This is a genomic window from Sulfurimonas sp. NWX367, assembly GCF_039667065.1.
Classification (GTDB): Bacteria; Campylobacterota; Campylobacteria; order Campylobacterales; family Sulfurimonadaceae; genus Sulfurimonas; species Sulfurimonas hydrogeniphila.
Genome location: NZ_JALCZM010000002.1, coordinates 193,918 through 211,875, shown reverse-complemented (window position 1 = coordinate 211,875; position 17,958 = coordinate 193,918). Strand labels below are relative to the sequence as shown.

Sequence of the window (17,958 nt, the reverse complement as noted above, 5' to 3'; positions counted from 1 at the left end):
TTGTTGAAAAGTATTTTTTCAAGTATATCATTATTTTGATGAGTGTTTTATAATTTTAATCCACTCTTTCATCTTTTTTTCATAGCCTATCTCTTTTAACTCCACAAAATGCATCGGTTTTGCAAGATAGTTTTGTTCGACATAGCCGCCAAAATCGTGGGGATACAAATAGTTTTCATTATTGTTTGTGATATTTTTCGGGATTTCTGCAATGTTACCCTCTTTCACACTCTTTAAAGCTTTGTTTATTGCCAAATATGCAGAATTGGATTTTGGAGAGGCACACAGATAAATAACCGCCTGTGCCAGGATAATTCTTGCCTCCGGATAGCCTATCTTGCTTACACTTGTCAGGCAGGAGGTCGCCAATGTCAGAGCCTGCGGGTTTGCATTCCCGACATCTTCGCTTGCCAGGATTACAAGCCGTCTGGCGATAAAATCGGCACTCTCTCCGCCTGCAATCAAACGTGCAAGGTAATAAATCGCTGCATCCGCATCACTGCCGCGAATAGACTTAATCAGTGCTGACGTCAGGTCATAATGTACACCGTCTTCACTGCTTCCGGCCTGCAGCGCATTGGGACGGAGCGACTGCAACAGCTCCAGAGTCACTGTTTCGTTGATGCTGGCGGCAAATTCCAACAGATTGAGCATCGCTCTTGCATCTCCGCCGCTTGAAGCTATGAGGTACTCTTTTGCATCCTCCTCAAGGACAATATTAGTTTTATTCAGTGCTCTCAGTAACAGTTTATCCAAACCGGCATGGGAGATACTTTTGAGCTCAAAAAGCATAGAGCGTGAACGGATCGCAGAGGTAAGCGAATAAAAAGGGTTTTCGGTTGAAGCGCCTATGATGAGCACAGAATTGTTTTCCATCACCGGCAATAAAACCTCCTGCTGATTTTTTGAAAGCCTGTGCACCTCATCTATAAATATCAAAGGCTTTTGCAGAGCATTTTTATACTGATCAAATATTTTACGAAGCTGTTCGACCTTCAGTGAAGTGGCATTAAACTCATAAAAAGGGAGCTGCATAGTTTTTGCTATGACTCTGGCAAGTGATGTCTTTCCGACACCGGCAGGTCCATAAAAAAAACTGTGACCAATTACTTCTTTTTCACATAAAACACGCAAAGGCGCATCTTTTGCTGTTAAATGCTCCTGTCCTGTCATCTCATCAAAATTTGCAGGTCGCAGCAGATGTGTAAAATCCATCTCCTACTCTTTTTCTTCTTTTCTCTTTTTCTCTCTGGCTCTCTTCTTCTCTTCTTTTAAAAATTTGTAGAGTGCAGAATACTCACTGCGCGTCAAATATCTTGTTTTGCCCGTTGGCAGGTTGTTTAATTCGATTTCAGCAAAACTTACACGTTTGAGATCAGCCACTTCTGCGCCAAAGTGTGCAAAAAAGCGGCGAAGTTCACGGTTTTTCCCCTCTTTTAGCGCTACTTTGAGGATGGAGTAGTTGGGCTGATTCTTTTGAATCTTATAGCCTATAAAAGGTTTTATGTCCATTGAGATAATTTTGGAATGCGAATGCGCTCCGGCACTTGCATCATCCAGATAGATCCCGTTGAGCATGGCATCCTCCATATCCGGAGTCACCATCCCTTTGATTTTAATCTTGTAAATTCTCTCAAGATCTGACTCCATCAGCGCCGTCGCTACATGGGAGGCATCTGTCAGAAGCAGCAGTCCTTCACTTGCAAAGTCAAGCCGGCCGACAGGAATAAAATGCTTAAACTCTTTGCTTAAAGAGTCGTAAATTGTGCGTCTGCCTTTTGGGTCATTTTTGGTTACAAGCTCGCCTTTTGGTTTGTTATACACAATCACCGTGTATTTTTCCTGAGGAGAAACCTGTTTTCCGCTGATATAGACAATATCCACACCCTCTTGTATCTGTGTTGCAGGATTCGTTTCTATCTCTCCGTTTACACGCACATAACCATCCTGGACAGCTTTGTCAGCCTCTCGTCTTGAGTAGGTTGAATAGTGTGCAATATATTTGTTTAGTCTCATTATTATGAAATTCCTTTTTCTATGAGCGTATGAATATGAAGTACGCCCTGTATCTTTTTGTCCTTGTCTGTTACAACCAGAAGCTGGATTTTTTTCTCTTCTATTAAAACAAGTGCATCACTCGCAAGCATCTCTTCATCATCTATGCTCATAGGATCAGATGTGGCATATTTAAGCACATCATCTTCAAGTGAAAAGTCATCTCTTAAAAGTGCCCGGCGGACATCGCCGTCACTCATAAGTGCTGCAAGCTTTCCTGCATTATCGGTTATCAAAACAGTTCCGAGCCTGCCTTCGCTTATTTTCAAAATAGCATCTTTTACTTTTGCATCTTTTGAAACTACAGGCAGATCATCGCTTTTCATCAGATTTTTCACTTTAATAAAAAGTTTTTTTCCCAAAGCGCCGCCGGGATGAAAAGAAGCAAAATCACTCTTTTTAAAATCTCTGGCCTTCATGAGAGCCACAGCCAAAGCATCACCGAGTGCAAGCGTCAGTGTTGTCGAGCTTGTCGGTGCGATATTGAGAGGACAGGCCTCTTTTTCAACAACAACCTGAATGACTACATCACTGTACTGCCCAAGCGTTGAGTGTTTGTCCCGTGTCATGCCTATAAGCGGTATGCCAAAACGTTTGATATGCGGCAAAATAGAACTGAGTTCTTCGCTTTCGCCTGAATAACTGATAGCAATAACAACATCATTTTTGTCTATCATGCCAAGATCGCCATGCAGTGCTTCTGTTGGATGCAGAAAAAAGCTTGGTGTTCCTGTCGAGGCAAAGGTAGCCGCCATTTTTGCACCGATAAGTCCGCTTTTTCCAACACCGCTCACAACAAGTTTGCCTTTGCATGCAAGTATGATTTCTACAGCTTTGTTAAAGGAATCATCAATGTTTTTTGCCGCATTGAGCAGGGTATTTGCTTCGATATTTAATGTTTCCTGTGCAATTGTTTTATAATTCATAGTCTAATTATACCTTTTTTATCATCAAGAAGATATAATACTAAAAATATGATTTTTAAGGACATGCTATGAGAAATGTTATTGGTAGATATTTGGATACTATTGATGCTTTAAGATTAGAAAACAGAATGCTCACACACAATACATTGATTTTGGGTGAAGAGGGTGCGGGCAAGACAAACCTGGCCTGCAAAATAAGGAATTTTGTCATTGACAATAATGTACCCACGCTCTATATGGACTTTGCAGATTCCCATGAGGATGATGTTGAGCTCAGATACAAAGATGAGCACTTTAACTATATTCGTTTTGAAGAGAGCGAAGCGTTTGATGAGGCTTTTGCTGCACTTGTAGCTGAAAAAAAGCATATCTATATGGCTGTCAATCCTAACTTTTTTGCCACAAAAAGAGAGAAGAAAAGCAAACTTTCAAAAGTAATTTCCCAGCAGGAACTTTTGGACAACTATTACTATTTTTTCCATGATATTGAAAACCTCAATGGATTTTATACAAAATTTGAAGATTTTTTACTCTATATGCTCAGTTTCACAAATCTTCAAAAACAGGGCTTTACATTTTTGGCACAGCCGCATCCTACTTTTGAGAACCCGCATCTCAAACTGTTGTTTTCCTTTCTTTATGTAGGAAAATGTTCCAATGCCAACTATTTCAATACAGCCATTTTAAAAACACTGAAAAAAAACCACTTTTACTACCAGTACAGAACTGCCTACCCTACACTGCTCTTTAACGATATAAAAAGCAGTATGGTAAAAATAGACGAGTATGTTCCTGAAGTCTGATTATGCAAAAGATATTTGAAGAGGTTGCCCCGCTTGATCAAAGATGCTACCAAGAGTTCTTTTTAAGCGAAGATATTTTAATGGAACATGCCGCAAACGGCATGGCCTCCTATATAAGAGCCAACTTCTCAAACGAAGAGAAAATCCTCATAGTCACAGGAAGCGGCAACAACGGAGCAGACGGAATCGCTTTGGCACGGCTTTTGCATGGTGAGTATGATGTCTGTCTTTTGTATGCCAAAGACCCAAAGTCCCAAATGGCTTTGCTACAGAAAAAAAGAGCCAAAGCTTTACATGTAAAGCAGATAAAAGAATTTCAGGAGTGTGATATCCTTGTTGATGCCATTGTCGGCACAGGCTTCAGTGGAGAATTTTCTGCAGAAATTGCAAACCTTTTACATGTAATGAACACCGTCAAGGCTTTTAAAATTGCCTGTGATGTGCCAAGCGGGCTTACAAAAAGCGGTGCCTGTGCAAAAACAACCTTTTGTGCAGATGTGACGCTGACAATGGGGGCTTTAAAAAAAGCACTCTTTTTGGACGAAGCAAAAGAGCAGACAGGAAAGATTGAAGTTCTGGATTTGGGAGTTGCAAGAAAACTCTATGAAACACAGACAAACTGGCAGCTTCTGGATCTGTGTGATTTACAACTTCCGACAAGAGAAGAAAAAAATACCCATAAAGGCAGTTTTGGCCATTTAAGCCTGCTTTGCGGTGAAAAACCGGGAGCTTCCATCATGAGTGCTCTGGGTGCTCTTAGATTTGGTGCAGGGCTTGTTACCCTTGTCGGATATGAAAATCATCAGATGTTGCATATTCCGCATTCCCTCATGTATGCCCATGCTCTGCCGGCTAATACAACTGCAATTGCCTGCGGTATGGGACTGGGAACAGAATTCAGTGATGCTGAACTTAAAGAGCTGCTAAATAACGATCTTCCTCTTCTGGTGGATGCGGACCTGTTTGCGATGCCTCTTGTTTTGGAAATTTTAGAGCGTAAAAATATTGTGCTCACACCGCATCCAAAAGAGTTTGTATCACTTTTAAAACTCACAGAACTTGCCGACATCACTGTAGGGGAACTGCAAAAAAAACGATTTTTCTATGTGGAACTCTTTTGCAAAGCCTACCCGGATGCAACCCTTCTCTTAAAGGGGGCAAATGTTATTATCGGTGCAGGAGATGCGTTTTTCATAAACCCTCACGGCAGTGCCAAACTTGCCAAAGCAGGAAGCGGCGATGTACTCAGCGGACTCATAGGCTCTTTGCTGGCACAGGGAAAAACCCCACTCGATGCTGCAATACACGGATCTCTTGCACACACAAAACTGGCACAAAACTACTCCGGTGCTGATTTTTCTCTTACGCCGGAGAATTTGATACAGGGAATTGGGAATTTATAAGATTGCTTATGTTATAAATCGTATAATTTCTCTTATAAGCTTTTTTCGGAACCCGGACTTCAGTCTCAATTCCATTAAGTTAAACAGTTTTTCGGAACCCGTACTTTAGTGCGGGCTTTATATCCTTAAAGACAAAGGCCCAGGTTCCAGAAAAACATCAGGTTTTTTCTTAACTTAATGGCACTCAGACTAAAGTCTAAGCTGAGTGTCTTTAAGAAACTTGCTTCCGAAAAATATCATACTCTTTACTCCACAGCATTGTGAAGGGAATACAACAAAAAAGGACAGATAAAAAATGGATAACAAATTAAAAATCGGAAAATATGAACTCGGTTCAAGACTTATTGTCGGAAGCGGGAAATATGACTCTTTTGAAACAACAAAAGAAGCAACACTTGCCAGCGGAAGCGAACTGATCACCGTTGCGGTCAGACGTCTTAATATTACAGATCCTGACAAGGAAAATCTGCGTGATACTTTTGCCGGAACAAATGTAAAGTTTCTGCCAAACTCCGCGGGATGTGTTACTGCCGAAGAAGCAATTACGACATTTCGTTTGACACGCGAGGCTACGGGTATTGATCTGATCAAACTTGAAGTCATCGGCGATACGCAAAAAACACTCTACCCTGATGTGCTTGAAACCATAAAGGCCTGTGAGGTTTTGGCAAAAGAAGGTTTTACAATCATGGCATACACTTCGGATGATCCGATTATGGCAAAGCGTCTTGAGGATGCCGGAGCAGATGCGGTTATGCCTCTTGCCGCTCCTATCGGAAGCGGCCTGGGTATTCAAAACCCATACAATATTGTATTTATCCGCGATGCGATCAAAGTACCGGTAATTGTGGATGCAGGCATCGGCTGTGCCAGTGATGCCGCCTATGCGATGGAACTTGGTGCTGACGGTGTTTTGACAAACACAGCCATAGCCCAGGCACAGAACCCTATGGTAATGGCAGAGGCTATGAAGCATGCCGTACAGGCGGGAAGAATGAGCTACCTTGCAGGAAGAATTCCAAAACGCCCTTACGCAACCGCATCATCTCCGGTAGACGGCATGATACAGTTTTAGTCCCGTAAAAGAACTTTGTTCTTTTACTTTGCTTTTAGCGGTGGAGCGGGTGTTTGTAATCTGACGGATTGGCTGCCTTGTACACCAGTCCGCCTACTGCCAAAAGCAAAACAACTGCGATAATAATATTTTTTACCATAAAAACCTCCTTATTTGATATCAAATTTTTCAGAAAGATGTGTCATCAAAAGAAGTTTTCCCATTCCCTCAAAAAATTTTTCAATTCCCATCTCTTTTGCAACTACCGCTTTTTTCAAAGCACTCAAAAATACCAGCCGTGACTCTTCTGATGCCTGCATATACGTTTCTATAATATAGATAAAACTCAAAGAGTGTACTTTGCCGTTCACATCAAAATCTATAGCAGAGACCGGATTTATTCCCTCCTTCTCCAAGATTTTTATACACTCGTCTTTAATTTTGTCCATCATATAATCCCCATTAGTGAAAGCATCACCACAAACATGGCGACAGGCGTAATATAGCGAAGAGAAAAGTACCATGGACCAAAGGCCCATTTTAACTGTGGTTTCATTGTTGCTTCCACTTCCGAACGCGGCATGACATAACCGACGAAAATCGCCATCAAAAGCCCGCCAAGAGGCAACATAATCGCAGCAGTCACATAGTCAACCCAGTCAAAAAAGTTTTTGCTGCCCCATGTCAGATACTCTTTTGCACCGTCTATGTTTGAGAGAATGGCAAAAATACCGAAAAACCAGAAAAATGTCCCCACAGAAAGAGTCGACTTGAGACGATTCCAGCCAAATCGGTCTATGAAATACTGTACCATAGGCTCAACAAGAGAAACAGAAGATGTCAATCCTGCAAAGGCCAAAGCAATAAAAAACAAAATGGCAAAAATATTTCCGATGATGCCCATCTCATAAAATGCAGCCGGCAAAGAGATAAAGACAAGCCCCGGACCTTTTGCAGGACCCGAACCGTACTGGTACAAAAAGGTAAAAAGCATCAGTCCCGCGACTATGGCTATTGTCGTATCCAAAAAGACAACCCAAAAAGCACTCTTGACAATATTTGCATTTTTTTCAAGTGATGCCGCATAGGTCATAATGGCACCCATCCCAAGACTCAGTGTAAAAAAAGCATGCCCGACAGCGACCACAAAGGCTTCCGAGGTAATCTTGGACCAGTCAGGAGAGAACATAAAGGTGACCGCTTTTGAAAAACCGTCCAGTGTAACTGCATACGCAAACATCGAAGCCAAAATAATCATCAGTGCCGGCATCAAAAACATATTGAGCTTTTCTATACCGCCTTTTAAACCCTTGTGCAGGACATAGGTAATCATAACAAAGGAAAGCGTATGGTAGAAAAACTGTGTCCAGAAATCAGCATGAAGCATCTTTGTAAAGGTTGTTTCTGCTTCGGCAACCGTCGAGGGAAGATAGGTCAGCGAGGTAACTATATAGTTGAATATCCATCCGATGACTACAGAATAGAATATCATGATAAAAAGACCTGCCAGCCCCTGAAAACCGGCAAATTTCCATAAGTTTTTATGTTTTGGTGCCAACACTTCAAAAGAGGTCACGGTATCACGTCTGCCAAGATACCCGATGAGCATTTCCGCTGTCATAATGGAAAAGCCGATAAGCAGTACCGTGATGAGATAAACAAGGACAAAAGCTCCGCCTCCATACTCTCCTGTAATATAAGGAAATTTCCAAATATTTCCAAGTCCTACAGCACTGCCTGCTGCTGCCATTATAAAACCAATCCGACTAAATCTAGCTATTTTCATGCGTAACTTTCTGTATTGAAGTAGTCTAATTATACTGAAAAAATCAGTTTTTTAAAAAGAATTCCAAAATACTATTGACATTTTGAATCAAATTAACTATAATTTCGCCTCATTAATCAGCATAACTGCTTGTTTAATGTGTGCAGGTCGGGGTGTAGCTCAGTATGGTTAGAGTACCTGGTTTGGGACCAGGGGGCCGAAGGTTCGAGTCCTTTCACCCCGACCACTTTAAATTTTTACTTTATATTTTATATAACAATATGGTGGGATTAGCTCAGCTGGTTAGAGCACTGGTTTGTGGTGCCGGGGGTCGCGGGTTCGAATCCCGTATCCCACCCCATGAAAAAATATAAAAAATTAAATAATATAACAAATGTAGTAGCGTCCGTGGCTCAACTGGATAGAGTTTCGGATTTCGGCTCCGAGGGTTATAGGTTCGAATCCTATCGGGCGTACCATTTTAGCCTCCTTAGCTCAGCTGGATAGAGCAACGCCCTTCTAAGGCGTAGGCCACACGTTCGAATCGTGTAGGGGGTACCACTAAATTTTTTATATTATTTTGTCAGAAGTGACGTTAAAAACTTATCCACGCGGATGTGGTGAAATTGGTAGACACGCCAGACTTAGGATCTGGTGCCGCAAGGTGTGAAGGTTCAAGTCCTTTCATCCGCACCATCTATAATGCCCTAAAATAGGCACTTTCAAGCTTTAAGAATTAATCTAAGTACAAATAAAAGTACAAAAGCATCTTATAAATCATAAATTATCAAATTTACTATTATCTTTTTATAGAAACATCTTTATTTTTTTTAAATATGAATTTTTTATAATGTGAGTAGTTTTCTGTAGTAGGTAGTAGGCTGCCAAACCTACTATGATTATTTAAAGATTAATCATCTCCAAACAGTATAGAGTCCATTAATTCTTGTTCTTGTTTCTCTTTCTCTGTCCGATTGTCTTTTTTTAGTTCAAGCTTTTGTCTTGCAAGTGGATTAAGTCCTAATCTATCGCCGTAAGCTAACATCATCTTCTCGTGGTGTTGCAATACTTTAAAATAAGGATGTAATGTAATCGCCCCTGTATCGCTAACAAAAGTACATTGTGCCTCTGTCGCTAAATGCAAATATTTATGATACATTTGAACAGATAGAGCATATAAGACTATTATCTCTTTGTCGCACTCTTCGTACAAATTAAGCTTTTGCAAGTATGATGTTGTTTCTGCAAGATACTCATATCCAACTTTTGTTAAATTATCAGCGGATGCAATATTTCTACATACTTCTTTAACTTCAGCAGGTAGCTCTATTCTCTTCTTTTCTCTTTTGGGCAGGTCTGTTCGATATTTGCTTCTTTTGTTCTCTATCTCTTTAACAAGCACCGCCACTTCGTGTTCATCATAATAAGTGCGTCTTCCATTTTTCACTCTTTCAAGTTTACCCTCTTTCACATATCTTGATAGAGTCATCTTGCTACAATTTAAGATAATCAAAGCTTCTTTTTGCGTGTGCATCTTCTTAGCCTCCTTATATGTTATTATTTATGTTACCTTTTCAAATATTTTGAAATTTCAAGTTCTTTTCTTCGTGACTGTATAGTCGGTGGATAAAAGTCTTAATTTTCCCAGAATTTTATCCCACCCCCGTGTACCTCTTTTAATTGTCTTCCAACTGATTTATAATCAAGTGCTGCATCTGTTCCATCTTTAAGAGGATCGTCTCTTCAAAAGTTCCCGCTATTGTATGAGGATCTAATCCTCGCAGCTGTTCAATAGCTTTGCCTAAGTCTGGCTTGAACTTCACTATTAAATCTCTGGCAACTTTGAGCTGTTTCGCTTTGTGTGCTTTGCTTGCTTCATAGGGCTTCACATACATTTCATTAATCGGATCAAGTATAAGAGTTTTAAAATCTGCTGTAAGCTCTTCTCCGATAAAATTCAAACAAACATTTTTAAAGAGTACATACTTATCAAGTGCATCGCTTCTTAGTGCCTGACTTATGTGTCGTGTCGGAATTCCCTTATCTTTCAATAGCTTTTCAGCATCAAGCCGTGTGAGATAAATATCATAATTTACAAGTACGCTTCCATTGAGCCAAAAATCTAACAACTCTATTGTAATCTCTTGTTTAATCCCTGCTTCTTCTAATGCCTCGAGGATGTCCTCAAACTCTGTTTTAATCTCTATCGTACTTCTGTTTGTGTAAGTCGCTGCCTCTCTATAAGTCATTTTGTTTTTTCCCTTTTAAGTATGTGTTTAATGCTTTTATCTTTGCATCATCTAAAAAATCGTTGATTGATTGAAACTCTTTTTGAACTTCCAACAACTCCGACAACTCCAATTGTTTTGAGACTCTCTCACTCATCGCATCTTTACCAATGACTTTCACATAGTTATGCAGAGCGTTGATGTTTTGACACGACAAATTAAAATCAGGTTTTGCACTTGATAGTTCGTGTCCTGTTCTCAATATCTTTGCTTTTAAGCCTGTACCTCTTGCATCTTTTGCATCAAAATTCAAGAGAACAAGTTGATAGTCTTCTTTTGATAATGCTTTTCTCTTCTCATCTGTGCCAGCGATTGACTTATCAAGCTTATGAAACTCTTTTATTAAGCTCGGTATCTTTTTAAGTGCTGCAATAATTTCTTTGTGTTCACTCATTTTAAAAGTCCTTTTAACATTTGTATTTTATTCTCATCTTTAAAATCAGCTTCACAATTAAATTTACAAGCCAACTCTTTTAAGGCACTCTTTTTTATAGTTTGTGCCATGTCCTCACTTATAGGTCTTCCCTCAACTGCTTTTAATAAAAATGATGTACTTGCCATTGCCATTGCCATTCCCTGTTCAGGCTGTGCATTTTCCAGTGCAGCAATTATTAATCTCATCTCTGATTTTGCATCATCATTGCCATTATTGAGATTTTTACTTATGCGTGGTATCTCTTTGAGTGCCATCATCACTAAATTTTTATCCATTTTCTCTGTCCTTTTTTAAGATTGTTTATTTTGACACTTATCAGAATCAAAGGGTAGTCCTAAAAATATCTTTTTCAGTTCTTCATCTGTTGCATCATAATAATTTTCAATCAGCGTTTTAAATGTTTCGGACTCATACAGAAGAGCCGTTAATATTTTGCCAACTGATACGCCTTGTATCTCTCTCAACCGTTCCAGCAGGATAACAATCCTTGTATCAATATACGGTCTTATTCGGCTATTGTCGTTCATTGTTTTTGCCTTGTAATATTGCATTTAAAGTACCTCTAAGCCATTATTTAAACTTAGAAGTAGATTTGTATGTATTTACTCTTTGCTACACTTCTTCAAACTTAATAACCTCATTTGGGTATATTCTCTCTTTGTCTTTATGAATATCAAAATAGATACTTGCAATTGTTTCTGCCAGATTTTCTTTTTTACTCTCTCCTGCATCATCAAGTAGATATTTATAACAATCTTCTTTACTCCCCATAAAATCAAACTCTATGCCCATCACTCCAAACTCTTCGTTAAATGCAAAAACTTTGCCTGTTGATACTTCCTGCACTATTGCTTCTACTGCTACGAGTTCAATATCAAAGTTATCGACTGCATATAATCCTTTTGGTTCTGCAAGTGAAACATAATCAATATTTACACCATCATTTGTAAGAATAATCCCGCCACTTTTAGAGATCGCTTTTGCAAGTTTTCTCTCGTATTTTTCTTTTGTTTTTACTGCTGTATTTTTCATCTTTTTTTGTCCTTTTTTTGTGTAGAAACTCAAAGAGAAATTAATCCCTTATGAGTTCTTTTATCTATGAGTAGTTTATTTTGTAAATTCAGATACTCATAACTAAATGATGAAGCATTAAAGAACTTTTTAGCTGTTGTCTCTATGTCTTGGATATACTCATCAAGGTTAAAGCCTTTGAGCTTAAACGATACATTTAAAGTCACTTCTAATCGTTTCCATCTTTGGAGTTCATCATCTAACTTCTTGTATCTGCTCTCTTTGAGATACTTGTCATAAACCACGACCTTTTTAAATCGATCAGCATCACACAGAACACTCGATGGTTGATTGATATAAAATGTACTTTTTTCAATGTGAGCATCTTTAAAGCTGTTGATATACTTTTGGAACTCATTACTAAGTTTATAAAAGTTTCTTTTGCTTATATCTATCTCACTAAAACCATCAAAGCAAATATCCATATCAGAGATTTTAAACCTCTTGATGAAGTTGCTTAGTATGGTGTAGGTACTCAAACTAATTTCTTTAGTAGGCTGCCTAAGCCCTGCAAATATAACCTCGCTATAATGAGATTTACTCTTTTTTCTACTCTTTGAGATTGACACACTCTCTAAGTTATGCTTGATTAATATGTAGCCACTTAGATTTTTGGTATTTCCTATCTCAACAAATTTCACTTCATAATCTCTATTTTGCTTCACTTCTTTAATCTCAAAATAGTTATTTATGATAAAATTCTTTGTGTCGTTCTGTATTGCCAAATCATCATCATCTAAAAATTTATATAGTGTCTTTGATGGTATAATAAAGCGAATTGTGTCTATTCCAATGCTGTTGATAAAAATAAGAAATTCTTATCTAAACTTAGCTGTTATTTAGGGCTATTAAGGAACTGCTACAAAAACACTTTATTTAGAACACTCTTAAAGCCCGTTGTGTAGGCTCTTTGAGTGCTGTTTTTACCATCTTCAAATATCACTACCTATCTGCCGTTTTTGTCGGGAAATTTTCTAAATGATTTTTGGCTTTTTTTTCTACTTTTGGCTTGTACTTTGTCCTATAGTCAAGGTCTGGGTTTTTCTTAAGCAACTTGTTTTTTATTCTTGATACTGTTGACAGAATACTCATATCTTTAGGTTCAAGTTGCACCACTTTTTTATCGGAGTGATTACACAGTAAATACTCGTGCATAATCAAAGAGTTTGAAAAATCTCCACCAAACTTTTCAGGGTTTTCTTTTATTTTATCGTATGTCCATACATACAATTGTTTTTTAAAATAATTATCCATCTAAGCTACCTCTACACGATTACTATTTAACCACTCGTTAATCTCAACACGGTTATATCTTATGTACTTACCAATTTTTGAAAATGGTATTTTCCTGTCCATTCTGTATTTAGCTTGTGTACTCACACCAAACCCATACTCACTTTGTAACTCTTTAGGCGTTAGCCATTGTTTTTGAATAGGAGCTGTTAAGGCTTCAATCGCTTTATTTCTTGTTGTTTCCATTGTACGACCTTTTGAAAATTAAGTCATAATTTCAAGCTTTACTCTTACGCTACATATCAGAGGGTAAATAACCGTCGTTAAGTTCTTTTTGATATTTAAAAGTATATTTAAGAGGATTAGCACATATTCGTGCAAAAAAAGTTTTTATAAGAAATATGAAAATTTTATGTTATGGAAGTTGAAAGATTGTGTTTTTGAGGATGTTCTTACTCTTGGTAATTGTATTTTAGTAGCCCATTCAGGAATTATTTTATCTGAATTCTTATGTGCTGTTTCATCATAATAATGTTCAAATTCAATACCATTATCTAAAAAATATTCTATACATTTTCGAAATAAATTATCTACTCTTTGTTTGTTTGTTAAATCTTTTTTCATAATCGACTTATCTATGAATAAACTATTCAGGTAATATTTAAAACTTCTAATAATTTTTTGCTTATTCATCAGACTAATATTATTTAAATGCAATAATTCTTTGTCAATATCCAATTCTTTTATGAAGTTTTCATTCATTAAATAGGATAATAATTCTTGTCTATTTTCAAGTCTTGCATAAAGTGTTAATTTATCTTTTTTTGATTTTGTAAGATTATTTATATTTGAAATACTTTTATGAAATATGATTTTTTCTTTTTCTCTTTCAAATACAATTCCTTTATCAAATTCATTAAGTGATTGTTTCGTGTGAATTATATTTGTAAGAAGAAGTTCAAAGCTATACATAGGAGTATCTTCATCATTTAACCATTCGAAACAACCAACTTTTTTAGATAGAGATTTTTTTCCATAATCTGCTAAAAAATAATCATCAGCTAATATCACTTTTTGTATAAAATTGCTTAGTTTGCTAATATCATTCTTTCTTAATACACTTCTTTTATATCTTGCTAATTCCCGTCTTTGTTTAAATATATATGTTGCATCAGTTGTTTGTGCATATTTCTCTTTAAATATTTTATAACTGCTTCTATAAAGTGCTCTTTTATGCTTCAAAAAATCATTTATGTATTTAGTAATATTTTCTTTAGTGTTTTTGTTTTTCATTTCACAATCTCCACATCTAAAATATCATCAACTTTATTAAGCCCTATTTGGCTGCTTTTATAATGATTTGTACTTAGGTATTTGTTTATCGTGTTTACATCTCTATGACCAAGTAAACCGCTTAGAGTGATTGCTTCTACCTGTTGTTCTGCTAAGGCACTTACTAAAATATTTCTCATATAATGAAGTGATAAATTTTCTATTCCTGTGAACTTTTTGAGCTGTCGCATTTGTCTATCTGTATTTGCAATTACTCCACCAGTGATAGGACTTTTAAACACTAAGCCATTTCGTTCATCTTTTATGTCAAGAAGAGACTCCTTTAAATATGGCGGCAGCTGATATTTTTGCTTGTCATCATTTTTAGTATCTTCTATCCAATAGTAGTTATTGTCTATATCGATATTTTCCCATTTTAAGTTAAGTATTTCTGATTTTCTCCGACCTGTAAAACCGAACAAAAATAAAGTTTTATAGTATGGGTTATCGTGGTAATATGCAACTATTCCAGCATATACTTTTTTGAATAGTTCTGTTGCATTTGTTACTATTTTCTTTTGAGATGGAATTTTTACCGTTATAAAAGTTGTAGGATCTTCTTTTGTGATTTTATTCATTACTGCAAATTTAAACATAGGTTTTAAAACTTCTAATATGCTTTTTTGTGTTCGTGGGCTTAGCCCGATTGCATCCATATTAGAAATTATTTTGCTTATGTGCATTTGTTTAATAGAGTCTATTGACTTATGACCTATTTTATTTTTATCTATGGACTTCTTTTGTTGCAGTTCTTCTTTTGTAAGTTTGCCTATATCTTTCCTGTTTGCTTTTTCATAGCTTCCTATGTAGCGATGATAGATACTTCCCTTGATTGTCTTCCACTTTGTTTCTTTGAGCGTATCAAAGTATATCTCAAACAGTTTATCAAGCTTAATCGCCTTTGTAGGGCTGTAGCCGCTTTCGATATTTTCCTTAAATTTTTGAAGCAATAGATTTGCACTTCTATCTGTTAGCTTATCTTTTTTGCTATAGCCCAGAATTTTTTTATAGGCTTTACCATCTATCATAATTCTTGCTTGATATTTGTAGCCCTTGTTTATATATTCTTTTGTTGATTTGTATAATGCTGGGTATTTTGTAGAGTGAAATTCTTGCATTTTGTAGAGTCCTGTAATATAAGCAAATTTCAAAAAGGTACAAATAAAAGTACAAATTGATTTCCAGTATTATACATCAAAAAGAATTAATAAAGAATATAAAGCCTTTAAATAGGGCTATTAAGAGCCATTAAACAGTTTAAGCTTTCTTAGGTTGCTTGATTCAAGTCCTTTCATCCGCACCATTTGAAGGCACAGCGTGCTCTCAGAGACTTTCTTTCTTAACAAAATCACTTAATTTTTTTACTAGGGTATCAATAAAGGGTATCACTCTACTTTATTCTATACTGTTTTTATTTTTTAGTACCAAACTACGTTCCAACTTTTCAAAAGCTTCTAAACGTTTCACTTTATCCATTTTCTCAAGATTAAGCATTTTCCACTTTACCGATGGAAGCTGGTCAATATTCTCGAACGGCAATAGATTCCAAGCAGGATCCCCTTTTTTGAACCCAAGCAAAAATGCTTTATGTCTCTCTGTTAATTTCTGGTGCAGGAGCTTGATCAGTTCTTCTCTTGTATCTGTCAAAATCTCTAACTCTATGGATTCTGTGGTCATACCCACAAATTGTTCTTCAAAAGTATGGCTAATGTCTATGAGGTTTGGCTGTAGCAGTTTGGATATGGGTTGACTGGAGCTGATAAGATAAACCATAAACACCTCCATAAGAGAATCACTGATGCCTTCATTGTCAAGCAATCCTCTTACATCAAAAAAGTCTCTTGGATGCTGACGGTCAAGTGCAGCACATATTTTACCGGCATAGAGATCATCATGATGTACTACCAATGTTTCTGCAAATCCAAATGCTTCTTCTACTTTTGGACTTACCATTTGAACAGTCGATTCTTTTACTGTTCCTCTCATGACAGGTGATGTCTCTATCTTAATACGCACACCATCTTTTTCAACTTGCAGCTTAGAGAGTGTTCCGTCTCCTCTTTGTTCTAGTCGGTATACTTTTGAACCTCTAAGACTCTTTTCAATGTCCTGTGCAATTCGTTCAAGTGACTCTGCAATATGCTTTAGACTGCTTGTTCTGTCTTCAATGGGCAGATACATCAAGTCAATGTCTACAGAGAGTCTGGGCATATCTCTGACGAACATATTGATAGCTGTCCCACCTTTAAGTGCAAAACATTCTTCATTGTTGATATATGGTAGTGCTTCTAAAAGTAGTTGCACCTGTTTATAGTAAATATTTGAACTGTCAAGCATTAAATTCCTTTGGTACTGTAATCATATAGGTTTTATTATAATTTCCATCTTTTACTATCTGTAATTTTCCTGCTCCTAGATCCAACGTTTTACTGATGTGTTTAGCCCAGGGAAAGCTATAGTAGTTTGCAAAGAAGAGGAACAGTCGTTTTACTTTTCTATTGCTACAGTTTTGCAGTAACTCATTGAGTAGCCGTGGACTCAATGTAGTTAAGGATTCAAATATCTCTGACACAAACTTAAAAGTGATGCCTTTGTCATCCACCTGATAGAGAAGCTCAAGTATGGCTCTTTCTGCTGAAGATATGGTTATCTGCCAGTTTCGTATAGAGGTACTTTGCTTCTTTAATCCCAGGTCTCCAAAGAGAGGCTTTTTATGAAAGGTGAATGAAGGAGATTCCATTTGTCTGATCCAGGCGGGAGGTGTCTTCTCTCCATATAGAGTGATGGTTTTCTCTCCCCCTATAGGTAAATAGTGTGCATATCCCAATATATTCAGTGAAGAAAGTCCACCCACATGAAAAGGCAGTTCTGCAAGTTTCTGGAGTCCCAGTACAGCTCCCTGCCATTCATGTATGGATGCAGGTCTTATATAGGCTCCATTCCCAAGTTTGGTCAGCCATCCATTTTTAACGTACTTGTAGACTAGCTGTGATGAATAGCCATTAGCCGTGAACCACGCACTTGGTGCTACAACACTTTCGGGTAACAATTGATATAGTTGTTTTAATTTTAACTCTTTTTCTAAACTCATAGTTTATATTCTAGCATATTTTAGAACCAACTAGTATAAAATAGTTCTAAATATTTAAAATAAATAAACTATAGGTATATATATTCATGTATTTTGGAACTAAAAGGAGTTTTTGAGGTATATATAAACGAGACAGATATAGCTTATACCTGTCATCATATCTCTCGTTGCCCACAACAACTTCAATCTATCTTTTGTCATTGTTGTGTGTAAATAAATTGGAGGCACAAATGCCATGGAAAGAATTAGCTTCAATCGCAGTCTCTATTCTCGTACTCGTTATAGAACAGAGTACAAAAAAGAAATAGTAGACTCCCCACACCCACAATGGTTAAAATGGTGGATCATCAAAACAGTGTCAACGGCGGAGTTAAATTCTGCAGTTGACATATGCCATTAAACGAGAGGTTGTCACTAATAGAAAAGTTCCTTATGACATTTTTGTTAAAAGTAATATAGACTCTTTTCACACAGTTATTAGTATAAAACAGCAATATAATG

21 protein-coding genes and 5 tRNA genes are annotated in these 17,958 nt (G+C 37.1%); 8 read left to right on the top strand and 18 right to left on the bottom strand.

Annotated elements, in window-relative coordinates; all coding sequences use genetic code 11:
* Positions 1–30: 30 nt before the first annotated feature.
* The 3 genes from MNY28_RS05655 to MNY28_RS05645 are packed head-to-tail and all read right to left on the bottom strand — an operon-like array spanning position 31 to position 2,981.
* On the bottom strand, positions 31–1,215 hold the full coding sequence (locus tag MNY28_RS05655) for a replication-associated recombination protein A (RefSeq protein ID WP_346389175.1): 1,185 nt from the start codon (positions 1,213–1,215) through the stop codon (positions 31–33).
* Between the two features lie 3 nt (positions 1,216–1,218).
* Entirely contained in the window at positions 1,219–2,016 is a 798-nt protein-coding gene (locus MNY28_RS05650) for a pseudouridine synthase (protein ID WP_188109992.1), read from the bottom strand.
* Positions 2,017–2,018: 2 nt separating this feature from the next.
* A complete protein-coding gene (locus MNY28_RS05645) occupies positions 2,019–2,981 on the bottom strand; it encodes a KpsF/GutQ family sugar-phosphate isomerase (RefSeq protein WP_346389174.1) in 963 nt (320 codons plus the stop codon).
* Positions 2,982–3,049: 68 nt separating this feature from the next.
* Between MNY28_RS05645 and MNY28_RS05640 the strand changes: the two genes are divergently transcribed.
* From MNY28_RS05640 to MNY28_RS05630, 3 genes are all read left to right on the top strand, one after another.
* The gene (locus tag MNY28_RS05640) at positions 3,050–3,784 is read left to right on the top strand and encodes an ATP-binding protein (RefSeq protein WP_151901280.1); all 735 of its coding nucleotides are present in this window, start codon (positions 3,050–3,052) and stop codon (positions 3,782–3,784) included.
* A gap of 2 nt (positions 3,785–3,786) precedes the next feature.
* On the top strand, positions 3,787–5,187 hold the full coding sequence (locus MNY28_RS05635) for an NAD(P)H-hydrate dehydratase (protein ID WP_346389173.1): 1,401 nt from the start codon (positions 3,787–3,789) through the stop codon (positions 5,185–5,187).
* Between the two features lie 295 nt (positions 5,188–5,482).
* Entirely contained in the window at positions 5,483–6,262 is a 780-nt protein-coding gene (locus MNY28_RS05630; RefSeq protein ID WP_346389172.1) for a thiazole synthase, read from the top strand.
* 149 nt (positions 6,263–6,411) lie between these two features.
* Here MNY28_RS05630 and MNY28_RS05625 read toward each other — a convergent pair whose 3' ends face one another.
* Entirely contained in the window at positions 6,412–6,693 is a 282-nt protein-coding gene (locus MNY28_RS05625) for a hypothetical protein (RefSeq protein ID WP_230973273.1), read from the bottom strand.
* The gene (locus MNY28_RS05620; protein ID WP_151901283.1) at positions 6,690–8,027 is read right to left on the bottom strand and encodes a sodium-dependent transporter; all 1,338 of its coding nucleotides are present in this window, start codon (positions 8,025–8,027) and stop codon (positions 6,690–6,692) included. The genes MNY28_RS05625 and MNY28_RS05620 overlap by 4 nt, the downstream gene beginning before the upstream one ends.
* Before the next feature lie 148 nt (positions 8,028–8,175).
* On the opposite strand from MNY28_RS05620, the gene MNY28_RS05615 reads away from it, so the two are divergent.
* The 5 genes from MNY28_RS05615 (at position 8,176) to MNY28_RS05595 (ending at position 8,702) form a co-directional block, all read left to right on the top strand.
* Positions 8,176–8,253: transfer RNA gene (locus MNY28_RS05615), tRNA-Pro, on the top strand.
* A gap of 37 nt (positions 8,254–8,290) precedes the next feature.
* Positions 8,291–8,367 (top strand) — tRNA-His (locus MNY28_RS05610).
* 41 nt (positions 8,368–8,408) lie between these two features.
* Positions 8,409–8,485 (top strand) — tRNA-Arg (locus MNY28_RS05605).
* 5 nt (positions 8,486–8,490) lie between these two features.
* Positions 8,491–8,567 (top strand) — tRNA-Arg (locus tag MNY28_RS05600).
* 50 nt (positions 8,568–8,617) lie between these two features.
* Positions 8,618–8,702 (top strand) — tRNA-Leu (locus tag MNY28_RS05595).
* A 214-nt stretch (positions 8,703–8,916) separates the two neighbouring features.
* On the opposite strand, the gene MNY28_RS05590 is transcribed toward MNY28_RS05595, so the two are convergent.
* The 13 genes from MNY28_RS05590 to MNY28_RS05530 all read right to left on the bottom strand — a co-directional run bounded on the left by MNY28_RS05590 (position 8,917) and on the right by MNY28_RS05530 (position 17,457).
* Positions 8,917–9,540 carry a P27 family phage terminase small subunit gene (locus MNY28_RS05590; protein ID WP_151899716.1) on the bottom strand — a complete coding sequence of 208 codons (624 nt, stop codon included), beginning with the start codon at positions 9,538–9,540 and terminating at the stop codon, positions 8,917–8,919.
* 142 nt (positions 9,541–9,682) lie between these two features.
* The gene (locus tag MNY28_RS05585; protein ID WP_346389171.1) at positions 9,683–10,255 is read right to left on the bottom strand and encodes a hypothetical protein; all 573 of its coding nucleotides are present in this window, start codon (positions 10,253–10,255) and stop codon (positions 9,683–9,685) included.
* Positions 10,245–10,688, bottom strand: a complete 444-nt coding sequence (locus MNY28_RS05580) for a hypothetical protein (protein WP_346389170.1) — start codon at positions 10,686–10,688, stop codon at positions 10,245–10,247. Before MNY28_RS05580 ends, MNY28_RS05585 begins: the two co-directional genes overlap by 11 nt.
* A complete protein-coding gene (locus MNY28_RS05575; protein ID WP_346389169.1) occupies positions 10,685–11,005 on the bottom strand; it encodes a hypothetical protein in 321 nt (106 codons plus the stop codon). The genes MNY28_RS05580 and MNY28_RS05575 overlap by 4 nt, the downstream gene beginning before the upstream one ends.
* A 15-nt stretch (positions 11,006–11,020) precedes the next feature.
* A complete protein-coding gene (locus tag MNY28_RS05570; RefSeq protein WP_346389168.1) occupies positions 11,021–11,257 on the bottom strand; it encodes a hypothetical protein in 237 nt (78 codons plus the stop codon).
* 85 nt (positions 11,258–11,342) lie between these two features.
* Positions 11,343–11,762 (bottom strand): hypothetical protein, encoded by a 420-nt coding sequence (locus tag MNY28_RS05565; RefSeq protein WP_346389167.1) that lies wholly within the window; start codon positions 11,760–11,762, stop codon positions 11,343–11,345.
* Between the two features lie 29 nt (positions 11,763–11,791).
* On the bottom strand, positions 11,792–12,226 hold the full coding sequence (locus MNY28_RS05560) for a hypothetical protein (RefSeq protein ID WP_346389166.1): 435 nt from the start codon (positions 12,224–12,226) through the stop codon (positions 11,792–11,794).
* Between the two features lie 517 nt (positions 12,227–12,743).
* Positions 12,744–13,055 carry a hypothetical protein gene (locus MNY28_RS05555; RefSeq protein WP_346389165.1) on the bottom strand — a complete coding sequence of 104 codons (312 nt, stop codon included), beginning with the start codon at positions 13,053–13,055 and terminating at the stop codon, positions 12,744–12,746.
* The gene (locus MNY28_RS05550; RefSeq protein WP_346389164.1) at positions 13,056–13,280 is read right to left on the bottom strand and encodes a helix-turn-helix domain-containing protein; all 225 of its coding nucleotides are present in this window, start codon (positions 13,278–13,280) and stop codon (positions 13,056–13,058) included.
* Positions 13,281–13,424: 144 nt separating this feature from the next.
* Positions 13,425–14,327, bottom strand: coding sequence for a hypothetical protein (locus MNY28_RS05545; protein ID WP_346389163.1), 903 nt, complete (start codon positions 14,325–14,327; stop codon positions 13,425–13,427).
* Entirely contained in the window at positions 14,324–15,484 is a 1,161-nt protein-coding gene (locus MNY28_RS05540) for a tyrosine-type recombinase/integrase (protein ID WP_346389162.1), read from the bottom strand. Before MNY28_RS05540 ends, MNY28_RS05545 begins: the two co-directional genes overlap by 4 nt.
* A 277-nt stretch (positions 15,485–15,761) precedes the next feature.
* A complete protein-coding gene (locus MNY28_RS05535) occupies positions 15,762–16,703 on the bottom strand; it encodes a nucleotidyl transferase AbiEii/AbiGii toxin family protein (protein WP_346389161.1) in 942 nt (313 codons plus the stop codon).
* A complete protein-coding gene (locus MNY28_RS05530; RefSeq protein WP_346389160.1) occupies positions 16,696–17,457 on the bottom strand; it encodes a type IV toxin-antitoxin system AbiEi family antitoxin domain-containing protein in 762 nt (253 codons plus the stop codon). Before MNY28_RS05530 ends, MNY28_RS05535 begins: the two co-directional genes overlap by 8 nt.
* Positions 17,458–17,958 lie beyond the last annotated feature (501 nt).